The following is an 11,941-nucleotide window of genomic DNA, read 5'->3' as shown; positions in this document are numbered from 1 at the left end:
AGTTTGAAAGGATAAAATCTTCAAAACTAAGCTTATAAACTTCTCTCTTTAGAAAAATTCGAATGAATCCAATCTGAGATGAAACAATAGAGGCCATCTCAAGTTTATTTTGAGACAGCCTCATTTCCGATAATTGACGATACCAATAATACTTTTCTTAAATTCATGTTTCTCAATTATTTTTAAAGGGAAATAAATTATTCTTCATAAGTGATTCTATCCACATAATATCCGAAGCCGACACAAAGGAATCCATCTTGTGAGTTTAACAGGTCAAGTATTTCTTGCGACAGTATGATGTCACTGACCCCGTCGGCATAGACTTCAAACTCAGGATACCCGGGAAGTTCGTTCCACCATCCGGAAGCGAATCTGATTTTATGATAGCTATCATCAGATTTAATGGAATAATATACCTTTAGTTTTGTTCCTGCAGGCAAACTCTTTACATCATTTTGTACTGCATCAAACAACCTGTTAGGGTCACCTTCGGGCAAATCCCATGATACATAGTGATGTCCTTTCCATAATTCAACCTCCAGTGGAGAATCTTTTACCGTAACCGCAAGTTCAGTCTTTATTTCTCCATCAATATAGAAATTCACATTTTCTCCGGATTCTGTCATACCTGTCAGTACGTAATCTCCGTCTGCAATTGCAGGTGACATGAATGTAAGACGGGTGGAATACTGTTCAACGAAGGTAGTGATTGTATTTCCTCCCAATGACAGCGAAGCGACCTTGTCAAGATTCAAGCCGGTAATAGTCCATTCTGCATCAGGACGCTTGTTCTCGGGTCCTGCAGTCACCAGTGCCCGGGAAGTAACTTCCATGGTATTGGCACCGTATCTATTGCCTTCCGCATCGATAAATGCCACACGATATTCACCGTCAGCCAATTCTGAAGGAATTTTAAACTCAATATAACCTTCTGATTCCACATAGGTGATATCATCGATTTCCACTTCCTGATCAGCTTCAGATCCGGCAACATTTATCTGCTTTAATGCCACTTTTGCAACCTTCTCAAGATTTGTTCCGCTAAGACGTGCCCATTTCCCGGTGGCAACCATGCGCTCTGATAGTACTTCTTCGCTCTGGGGATCTTCCGCCAGAGCTTTTATTTTTACGAGTCCTTCACGGAAAGTTGTCTTTCCTGCAGGGGTTGAGACATCAACTCTAAGATGATAAACACCGGCATCCAGATTCATCTCCAACGTCTTTTCTGTTCCGACTTCTTCACCGTCGAGAGTCCAGACCACAGAAGTGAAATCAGCAGGTGTAGTTGTTACCGTTATGGAGAACAACACATCCCGGTCTATTTCAGAAATAGTTCCCAGTCCACCATTAGCGTCACGCTCGGGAAATGTAGGAGCTATGATACGAGGCTCGTCGTCTGCTGTTGCAGTAGAAAACGGCTCTTCTTCACTACAGGATGTAAAAGAGAAACCTGCACCGAGCAATATAAATAAGATCCAATATATTCTTTTCATTTTAATACGAAGTTTAAGTTGTTTTGTGTATCAGATTTTTATTCTTTATCCCACCATACAGGAATATTCCAACTGTTAGTTCCCCCCCATACGGTCTAATGCTTCCTGATAACCTTCCTTATTGTAAGAAGATTCAAGTATCGGGTAGCACAAACGTACAGGAATGTCGTATCCCCCGGTCAGCTTATCTGCCGCATAACCATATTCAGCAGGAGATTTCAGCTTGGGATATCCTGAACGACGAATGTTAGCCCAACATTCTGACAGATTATGGAAGTGAAGAATCCAGGCTTGAGTATTTATTGCTTCTTTCTTGCCTTCGTCACTGAGAGCAGAAATAGGGTGATTGGTGATATAATCGTTTATATCCTGGTTGTCGATTTCGCAATCATAGTTGTCAACCAGAAACGCCATCGAAGCCCTGACTCCATTTTCGTAATGCTGTTCCACGGATGCAGCCCCTACGTTCCATCCTTTAAGTTTAGCCTCTGCCAATAGAAACTCCACTTCAGCGTATGTCATGACGACACCCGGATTGTCGGATTTCAGGAAATTCTGGGCCAGTTTAGGACGGGTAGCATCCTGCAGCCACGGATTTGAGTAATTTGCATTGTCAGGATACTTTTCTTTAAGGTCCTCTATGATTTCACTCCAATATCCATTATCCGGCCATGGTTCATACCAGAATTCACCCGGTTTCGAAGGATTGAACTGTGCACCCAGTGCCAGCATCTCGTCTGTCAGGTCAATGCGGTTATTCGGATTTGACTGAGTCAGTCCCTTGTCGAAATAACAGCGGGTAAGTACAAAAGTACGAGGGTCGTCATTGTCCTTCAAGGTATTGAAGAATGTAGAACAGATATAAGTCTGATTGTTTGCAGGGTCATTGCCAAAATACAATTGTGACAAAGCATTGCGTCTGTAATCAGTATATGCTTCCTGGCCGAAATTGAACGTAAGCTCCATGTATTCAATCAATGCGTCATCGTCTGCACTGGTCATGAAGCCGGCAGGATCCGTAAATGCCTTTTCGAACTCTTCCTGTGCCTTCTGTGGGGCAACATCAGAGATACGCATGGCAAAACGCATGCGAAGAGAATTTGCAAGCTTTCTCCACTTACTTATATCTCCGTTAAATATCACATCACCGGTGATTTCATCTTTCTTGTCGTCCAAAGCGGCAGCGGCATCAGTCAGCTCTGTAAAGAAACTGTTGTAGATTTCCTCCTGTGTATCATAACGCGGACTTGTTATACCGCTGATAAAGCCTCTGGCTGCCTCTGAGTATGGAGCATCCCCGTATGTATCTGTGATGATAGACATAAGATATACTTTGTAAATCACTGCGGCGGCATGTATATTCACTTTGCTTTCGTCGCCCTCTGTCTTTACCTCAGCATCTACAAGATTCTTGATACCCGTGGTATAAAGGTTGGTCCAAAAACGATTCATTTCGTTATTGTCAATTTTGTGCTGCCCCCCGTAGTTTGTGGTATTCCAGCATCCCATAAGCTGCTGCGTGAAAGCACCTATATAGCTTCGGTATATTTCTATCATACCAAGGTCGCCGTATGTCTGCAGTTCGGCAAAAGTCAACTGTGAATTAGGATCAATCTTTTCAGCTTTCGACGGATCTGTATTCATGTCGTTCATGTATTCATCACTGCAGGCAGTAAAAGCAAGTGCTAATGCCAGGCACATTGCTGTTTTTATATATGATTTGTAACGTTTCATTGTGTATTTCATTTTGAAATGATTCAGGATTAATTAGAATTTCACGTTGACATTGAAACCATAGCTTTTACGTGAAGGCAATGAGCCGTATTCCATACCCATGCCTGTAGTATTGTTATAGTTTGAATCAGGATCGATATTAGGAATATTTTTCCAAACGATAAACGGATTACGTGCAACGAAAGACACTGTCAATCCTTTCACCTTATTCTTCAACCATGCTTTAGGGAATGAATAGCTCAATGTGATTTCACGACATTTGATATACGAGTTGTCATAGACAAACATTGACGGTGCATAGCGGCTGATATTCATCCAATAGTCCTCAGGGTTTACGTAAATGTCATTAGGACGATATGTTCCGTCACCATTGTCTATTACACCAGGAGCAATGAAACCGCCGGTAGGTGTCCAGTTTGCTTCACTGATACCAAGTGCCTTGCGCTGCTCTTCTGATTTATACCATTCTTCGCGTCCTTCCAATGTTTCCAGTGCCTTACCGGATTCGTATGCGGCACGGGCAGACATTGAATACAAATCGGCGCCGACCTTAATATCGAATACCGCAGCAAGAGAGAGGTTCTTGTAGGTGAAGTTCGTTATCACACCACCTGTCCAATCCCATGAAGCGTTACCCAAAATATGATTGCTGTTGTCGTATTGTGGCAGGCCGGTGCTTGGATCAATCAATATGTCACCATTTTCATTGCGCTTGAAATCAGGACCAATGATGGAACCGAAATTTTCTCCCACTACGGCAGCTACCTGCACATCCTGCCATGTAGCCTTTTCCAACTCGAACAGGTCGATACCGTCAACCAGTTCCTTAACCTTGTTATTGTTCTTGGAGAAGTTGAAGTTCAAATCCCATGAAAAGTCCTTTGTCTGGATAGGACGAGTGTTCAAGGCTATTTCAATACCGCTGTTCTGGATTTCTCCAGCATTGATCATGCGGTATGTATAACCGGAAGCCCATGAACTTGCCATTGCCATAATCTGGTTTCTACTAGTCTGATTATAATAAGTAAAATCCAGACCAATGCGGCTGTTCAGGAATTTCAATTCCAGTCCCATTTCGTATGAATTGGTTCTTGTCGGTTTTAAATCCCGATTCGGAATCGTACTGTTGCTGATAGAACCTAAAGTATATCCGGGATAAGTGAATTTAGATTTCGTATATACCAGTCCCAGCTGATAAGGATCTGTATCGCTGCCCACCTGTGCCCAAGAAACACGGAGTTTGCCGTAGGGCAGAAGCTGGTGATTCTTTATAAGCTCAGAGAATACAAAACTGCCGGAGAATGAAGGATAGATATATGTATTGTTATTCAGCGGCAATGTAGAAGACCGGTCGCCGCGCAATGTCGCATCAAGATATACCAGGTGTCTCCATCCTACATTAACGGCACCATAAATAGAATTTATCTGCTTTTTGTAGTAATTCTGTTCCACACTTGTTTCGTTGAAGCTCATCAGCGCCACAGTCTCACGTATCTTCATGTCCTGAGCCGTAGTGATTGTCGTTTCATTGTTCACCTTATATAAATTGGCACCCAATGTCGCATTAAAATCGAAATCCCCCCAGGAATTGTTGTACAAAGCCAACATCTCGAAGTTGTACATACGGTTCCTGAAATTGCTTATCTGCAACCTGCCGGCCTCATAACCAGGAGTGGTAGGAGCCTTGAAATCCTCAAACTTATACCAGTTGAACTCGGCTCCGACAGTACCCTGAAGTTTAAAATGGTCCGTAACGTTCCATATCGCCTTACCATTGAAACGGAACTGGTCTTTATCCGACTGGTTCGAGTTTTTGTAGACATCCCAGTAAGGGTTTACATTGTATGGATCCAAACCATTCCAATTGGCGTATTCACCGTTCTCATCCTGGTATGTCTTCAGCCATTCCTGGTCGTACGTAGTAGCCAGAGTCATCAGGTTCTTACCGACATTACCTTTGCTGTCGCCGAGTGCCGGACGGTTCTTTACTGATTCGCGTGTATAGTTTGTACTGAAATCCAGATCGACCTTTCCCATACTCGTATTGGCACGCAGGTTGAAGATGTTACGGCTCATATTGGTATTCGGAACGATATCCTTATTACGCATGTCGGTGTAAGTGAAACGTACTCCCGACTTTCCATGGCTTGAGCTTAACGTCAATGTATTGGTTGCAGTCAAGCCTGTTCGGAAGAAACCTGAAACATTATCAGGAATTATCAGATACGGACGCGAGACGCCATCAAAGTAATCCAGCATATTTGAACCGTCGGCCTTGGGACCCCAGCTCTTATTGGTGTTCGCAACCGCATTTATACTGTAAGTGCCGTCACTGCCCATACCATATATCTGCTGGACTTCGTTCCATTTGGCAAGTTGAGTCTCGAATGTCAGCGTACCATTATATTCAATGCTCATACGTTCCCCATCCTTACCACTTGCTTTCTTGGTCGTGATAAGAATTACACCGTGGCTGGCGCGGCTGCCATACAAAGCTGAGGCTGCAGGACCTTTAAGGACAGACATGTTCTCGATATCATCAGGGTTAATGCTTGAAATACCGTCCCCCAGGTCATAACCTCCTTCCGTACCGGCACTACCATAGTTCGTATTATCCAAAGGTACTCCATCAATGACATACAAAGGCTGGTTGTTGCCGGTCATTTCGGTATTACCACGCAAAAGTACACGCGTAGAACCTGAAGGGCCACCTGCAGTCTGACTGACAACCAGACCGGGTACACGACCGGCCATAGAGTTAATCACATTGGTTTCCTTTGCTTTTGTCAAAGTCTCTCCTTTAACTTCATCAACCCCATAGCCAAGTGCCTTACGTTCGCGCTTGATACCCAATGCGGTAACAACGACCTCATTCAACACCTTGCTGTCTTCCTCGAGGGTGATATTCAGTGGACCACTACCCACTTTTACTTCTTTTGTTTTGTAGCCTACAAAACTTATAACCAGCGTAGCATTCGGTTGCACATTCAAGACAAAGTTACCTTCCATATCGGTAATGGTTCCGTTGGTTGTACCTTTTTCTACAATCGAAGCACCGATGATAGCTCCCGCAGCATCTTTGACATTACCTGACACTTGCCGGTTCTGTTGCATTACGGTAAGATGGGTTTCCGTAACCCCGGCATTCAACTGCGGCATTCCTCCAAAAAGGGACAGAGACAATGTACCGCAATACAATGTGTACTTGTAGTTTAATCTTCTCATAAGTTTTTAATAAGTAATAGTATTAAGATTAATTGTATATTTTCACCCAATCGACGAACATCTGGGCCTTTTCTCCATCTTTCAAAGCCGTGATTTGTGCCGGATCTGTTATACCTGGGAAGTCGCCACCTACAGCCAAATTGAACAAGAAGTAAAATTTGTCGTTAAAGTATTCAAAACGGCCACTGTCCGGTCCGATATGAAAGGTCTTGATCAGGATGTCATCAACCTTTACGATAAGTTCGTTTTCATTCCACTCCAGGGAATATACATGATAGTTGCCATCCTGAAGACTTTTTTCCAGGGTCTTGGTCTGGAAAATCTGTTCATGGCCTTCTACATCCGGACCATAATGAATTGCGGAATTTATGTATGTTTCTGTCGTATTATTGGCTATACCGGCTTTTTCTCCCATTTCCATAATATCGATTTCGCCACAGGCAGGCCATTCCTTGTCGTTGTCTCCCATCATCCAGAATGCCGGCCATAATCCATTGGCCGTTTTGGGAAGTTTTATGCTTGATTCTACTTTACCATACTGAAAACTTTTCTTGCCTCTGCTGTTTACACGACCGGAATAAAATTTGTCACCTTCTCTCTTGGCCGTCAAAACCAGTACTGTCTTATCACCGTCTTTCCCTACACTGACACAGTCTTCGATATATTCCTGAAGTTCATTGTTCACCCAACCAGGCTCATGGGTTTCTTTGGTCCAGACAGAATTATCAAATGTGTTGAAATCCTCTGTAAATACAAGTTCCCATTGTTTGGAGGATTCATCTTCATCCGGCTGTTCCGGTTTCTCCTCCTGTCCGTCATTATCATCTTTGATTTCCTCTTCCGGATTATCAGGCTTCACCGGTTCATTGTTCGTAGAACACGATTGCAGATTCATTCCAAAAAAGAATAATAGAAATAAGATTGCTGTTTTCATTACCGATAGTTTTTTGGTTAAACATTATGTATTTTCACTTCCTTTTTCTGTTAACAAAAGATTATATTCAGCTTGCTAAGCTGTCAGCAAAATTGGGTATAATCCTGTTTTTGAGGGTTTGAATGCTGACAGAAAAGGGTTGAAATCTATCATTTTTGCTTTTTAACCAAGCATACAGATGAAAAACGGGCTGACCCATCAACAATGCTCATAATGAGACATTATTGATGGGTCAGCCCGTAATATCGGTACAGAACTGTCTGTTAATTTTGTTCCATAAACTTGCTGGGTGATATGCCAAACTGTTTCTTGAACAATATACTGAAATATTTAGCATTCACAAATCCGGTCTCTGCGGCTACATCAGTCACAGGTTTTCCTTGTTTCAACAATTCTGCTGCTCTCTGGAGGCGGATCAGACGGATGAAGTCCTGTGGAGCCTTGCCCGTCAGCGATTTCAGACGGTTGTAAAATAAGGTACGGCTCATGGCCATTTCCTGACACAATTGATTAATATTAAATTCTTCATCCTCCATATTGTCGATGACGAGTTGTGTGGCACACTTGATGAAATTCAAATCATTCTCGGATACTGGTACGGCTTCCTGCTGAACCTTGCACTCATCTGTCTGCCGTATTTCATCCCCACTGTCCAAAGTCTCGGCGGCAGCAGTCTCATTTTTCTCTATTTGTGCCACCACATTTTTCAGCACATATTCACGCAGATGATTCCGGGTTTCGAGAATGCTATGTACCTTCAATCTTAAAATCTCCGCACTGAAAGGTTTGGGAATATAATCGTCCGCTCCGCTCTTCAGACCGGTAACCATGGCATCGTGCGTTACTTTGGCAGTCAGCAATATAAACGGTATGCCGGATGTCTGGGGATTTTCCTTTACTATACGACAGAGCTCGTCGCCCTGTATGCCAGGCATCATTACATCCGACAGAATAAGGTCCGGATATTCTTCCGACAAACATTCCAAGGCCTTGCTTCCATCAGAAACATCTATGACCCGATAATCATGCTCGAAAATCTTCCTTAAATAGCAGCGCAGTTCATCATTATCCTCAACGATGAGCAATGTGTTAGACGGTTCCTTGATATTTTCAGCATCATCCCCCATATACTCCTTCGTATTATCTGGGGCCGGAGATATCTGTTTATGTACCGTATTATTGTCAAAAGAAGAATCTATATCGGCCTTGCGTAACGTAACATAGAAGGTACTGCCCTTGTTGATTTCAGATTTGTATGAGATTTTTCCATGCATCATATTCACCAGACGCTGAACCTGCAGCAGCCCGAATCCTGTGCCGGGCTCGTTGGTCTCTCTCGCATTAACTGTGCGATAGACATTCTTGAAGAGGTGTTTGCCTGCATCCGCCGGGATGCCGATACCGGTGTCTTGCACCTCTATCATTACATGCTTTTTATCAGTTGAAAGCGACAGGCTGATTGTTCCGTTTGCCAAGGTATATTTGCAGGCATTCGAAATAAGATTGTCAAGCAGCATTTCCATCATCTGCTCATCTGCCATTGCAAATACGTCATGCTCCGGCAAAGACATCTTTATATGCAACTGTTTCTTGTCGCAATATGACTGGAAACTTACACATTCCTTCACCAACAAATCATTGATATTGACTGGTTTAAGAGTTACATTTCCCCTGTTCGTATCTATTTTCTCAAATTCAAGCAGTTGACTGACAAGTGTATGCAGCTTACGTGTATTGTTGCGCGCGGTTTCCAGCAGGTAACTTACTTCCTCCGAAAGGCCTTTTTCCTTACTGAGGTCTTCCAGAGGGGCCATGATAAGGGTTACAGGAGTCCGTATATCGTGTGCGGTTTCTATAAAGAACTTTATTTTGTCCTCATTATGTCTTTTCTGAAGCTGATTGCTCTTGTATCTGAGGATGAAATAAAATATACCGAAGACTAAAGACGAATATATTATCCATGCATACCATGAGTTCCACCACGGCTGGTCGATGTTTATTGAAAGTGCATCTTCTGAGATGATTTCTCCATTACTTTTTCTTAAACTTCTGACTTTTAGTGTGTACATTCCCGGTGATACATTGGTATATCTGACAGTTTCATTCGAGTATACCGCACTCCATGATTTTTCGTATCCTTCGAGAATATACTGATAGGCGATATCATGCTGAAAGCGATAGTTTATTGACTCAAATGTCACAGAAAATGAGTTGTGACTGTAATCAAGCTCAACTTTCTTATCCATGAGCATGTCATAAATGGCCGGACGCATCTCGATTTCCTTTTCGGGAGAAATATATTCCAATTTCAAGTCGGTGATTCTGACAGGTGCCTCGTATTTCTCAACAGCCATCGCATCAGGAGTTATGAAAATAGCCCCATTAGTACTTCCATAAGCAAACCTGCCATCAGAAAGTTTGATGCATGCCGATTTGTTATATGTCTTGTCTGTATCATGAATATAATTCAGGTTCGAAACCTTCATGTCATTCACGACTGCAAGTCCTTTACCTGTGCTTGCCCAAATACGCCCTTTATTATCCCGCTGCAGGCTGTATATGTCATCCGACAGCAAACCTTCTTTAGTGGTAATTGTCTTTATGTCACCTGAATTCATGTCATACAGATTCAATCCGCCTCCTTCTGTGCCAAGCCATACGGTACCGTCGCCGTTAAACAACATCGAAATGATATAAGCACTGACATTCTTGTTGTTGAACTCACGGGTTGTGGCGTAACGACTGAACCGGGATGTCTGTTTTTCTACCATACAGAAGCCGTTTACTGTAGCTACAGCCATTCTTACGGAATCAACTTCTTCAATGGAATGAACCCAGTTGATATCAAACTCATTTTTACGCTTTCCTTGTTGGTCGATTATGATTAAATTTCCGTTAAGTCCCCCGATCCAAACATCTCCGGCTTCGTCCTCCTTCACCGAGAAAATATAATTTGTAGTAAGGCCTCCCGGATTTTGAGTAAGATGCCTGATCACATGTCCCGCTTTATCAATCAGATACAAGCCGTCTCCATAAGTTCCAGCCCAGATATTTCCATTGTCAGACTTGCATAAATCTACTATTACAATAGATTTTAATATATGCTTCCACCAATGATCCGACTTATTTCTGATACTGATGCCATCATCCGTGGCAAACCACAGGTCGTTGTTGGAATTCTCTTCTACATCATTCACATTATTATTTACCAGCGACTGCGGATTCCCCCGTTCGTGTGTCATTGTGTGGATAGGATATGTCAAAGAAATAGCCACAGACACTCCGCCGGTATAACTGCCTATCCATATATTATCCTGAAAGTCCTTGGTGATGGCATAGATTCCATTGCCATATAAAAAGAACTCTCCACTGTCTTCTGTATTGACAAACAACTTGGTCTCAGAGGTATGCTTGTCTACAAAATATACTCCGCCACCGTCTATCCCAACAAGTATTCTGTTTTGATCATAAGGAGTAATGGCACGGATGGGATTTAAAAATGACAGGTGCTGGCCTTTTATCCCATGTAATGAATGATTCTTGAGGTCCAGGGTCCACAATCCGCTGTTGAAGGTACCGATCCACAATTTATTCTCAGACTCATCGAGATAAAGAGTTTGTACATTCTTGCCTTCTGCAAGTGGGCTGGAAACAAAATTGTCCTGATACGACAACCGGAAAATACCAGTCGATGTACCCACAAATAAAGAATCGCCCAAACATGCTATGTCATTTATGTACTTGTCTTTAATCACGCAAGATATGGTACCGTCTGATTTTCTCGAGTATAGTCCTCTGCTCAGTCCAAACCAGAGCGTTCCATTTTCATCGGAAAAGATTTTAGTAAGAATGATTTCTCCCTCAATATATTCGCCCAAAAACAGATACAATTCAAAACTGTCCGTATTCGGTTGATATTTATATATTCGTCCGGTATGGTCGTATGCCAGAAGTCCCAGTTTGTCATCAAAGTAAAGCCTGGTGATTCTTCCTGCCAGATCACCGTAATAGTAATTAGAAGACAATGCATAATTTTTTACTGTACGGCCATTATATCTGTCAACTCCGGTTCTGGTGGAAATCCACATCACATTGTCATTATCCTCAACGATCGAGAAAACTCTTTCGCTGCTCAATCCATCCGTACGGTCGATGTGGCGGACACCGAACATACCGTCAAACGATTCGGCATACAAAGCAGAAACAGACAATACAAGAGAGATGGCTAATACGATATGTCTAAAATTTATCTTCATATATTGAATCACGAATGCTTACATCCTTATATTTTACAAAAAAATTACAAAGGCTAATATGATACAAATATAGTGAAAGGTGAGTGCAGAGACAAACGAAAACGGAGTTTTCAAGTTTGGCTATGCCGAACCGCATTCTATCTTATTCAAATATAATGAAAACGAATGAAACATTAGAGTTTATATCGAATAATTGATTAAAGCGTTCTTTGACTTATCTTTGTGGTCTAAAAAGTTCAATTGATGTATTATGACAAGATTCGCCACCGTCATAGCCAAGTGCTTGCAGCGACAGGATT

General features: G+C 42.4%; 5 protein-coding genes. All 5 read right to left on the bottom strand.

All coding sequences use genetic code 11. The features are described 5' to 3' along the window. Positions 1-197: 197 nt before the first annotated feature. The 5 genes from H3001_RS17470 to H3001_RS17450 all read right to left on the bottom strand — a co-directional run bounded on the left by H3001_RS17470 (position 198) and on the right by H3001_RS17450 (position 11,642). The gene (locus H3001_RS17470) at positions 198-1,493 is read right to left on the bottom strand and encodes a hypothetical protein (RefSeq protein WP_178244603.1); all 1,296 of its coding nucleotides are present in this window, start codon (positions 1,491-1,493) and stop codon (positions 198-200) included. A gap of 75 nt (positions 1,494-1,568) precedes the next feature. Then, positions 1,569-3,194 (bottom strand): SusD/RagB family nutrient-binding outer membrane lipoprotein, encoded by a 1,626-nt coding sequence (locus H3001_RS17465; RefSeq protein WP_246368683.1) that lies wholly within the window; start codon positions 3,192-3,194, stop codon positions 1,569-1,571. A gap of 66 nt (positions 3,195-3,260) precedes the next feature. Next, positions 3,261-6,341 carry a SusC/RagA family TonB-linked outer membrane protein gene (locus H3001_RS17460; RefSeq protein WP_394367819.1) on the bottom strand — a complete coding sequence of 1,027 codons (3,081 nt, stop codon included), beginning with the start codon at positions 6,339-6,341 and terminating at the stop codon, positions 3,261-3,263. A gap of 139 nt (positions 6,342-6,480) precedes the next feature. Further along, positions 6,481-7,386, bottom strand: coding sequence for a glycoside hydrolase family 16 protein (locus H3001_RS17455; RefSeq protein ID WP_246368681.1), 906 nt, complete (start codon positions 7,384-7,386; stop codon positions 6,481-6,483). A gap of 263 nt (positions 7,387-7,649) precedes the next feature. Then, a complete protein-coding gene (locus H3001_RS17450) occupies positions 7,650-11,642 on the bottom strand; it encodes a hybrid sensor histidine kinase/response regulator transcription factor (RefSeq protein WP_181215616.1) in 3,993 nt (1,330 codons plus the stop codon). Positions 11,643-11,941: the final 299 nt, after the last annotated feature.

Source organism: Phocaeicola faecicola (genome assembly GCF_013618865.1).
GTDB lineage: Bacteria > Bacteroidota > Bacteroidia > Bacteroidales > Bacteroidaceae > Phocaeicola > Phocaeicola faecicola.
Note: the sequence above shows the minus strand (reverse complement) of the source record. Positions and strands in the feature narration are given on the sequence as shown.

What these genes read in the sequence shown, in the direction of transcription:
- H3001_RS17470 (WP_178244603.1), bottom strand. Translation starts at nt 1,493, where the DNA reads ATGAAAAGAATATATTGGATCTTATTTATATTGCTCGGTGCAGGTTTC.
- H3001_RS17465 (WP_246368683.1), bottom strand. Translation starts at nt 3,194, where the DNA reads ATGTGCCTGGCATTAGCACTTGCTTTTACTGCCTGCAGTGATGAATAC.
- H3001_RS17460 (WP_394367819.1), bottom strand. Translation starts at nt 6,341, where the DNA reads ATGCAACAGAACCGGCAAGTGTCAGGTAATGTCAAAGATGCTGCGGGA.
- H3001_RS17455 (WP_246368681.1), bottom strand. Translation starts at nt 7,386, where the DNA reads ATGAAAACAGCAATCTTATTTCTATTATTCTTTTTTGGAATGAATCTG.
- H3001_RS17450 (WP_181215616.1), bottom strand. Translation starts at nt 11,642, where the DNA reads ATGAAGATAAATTTTAGACATATCGTATTAGCCATCTCTCTTGTATTG.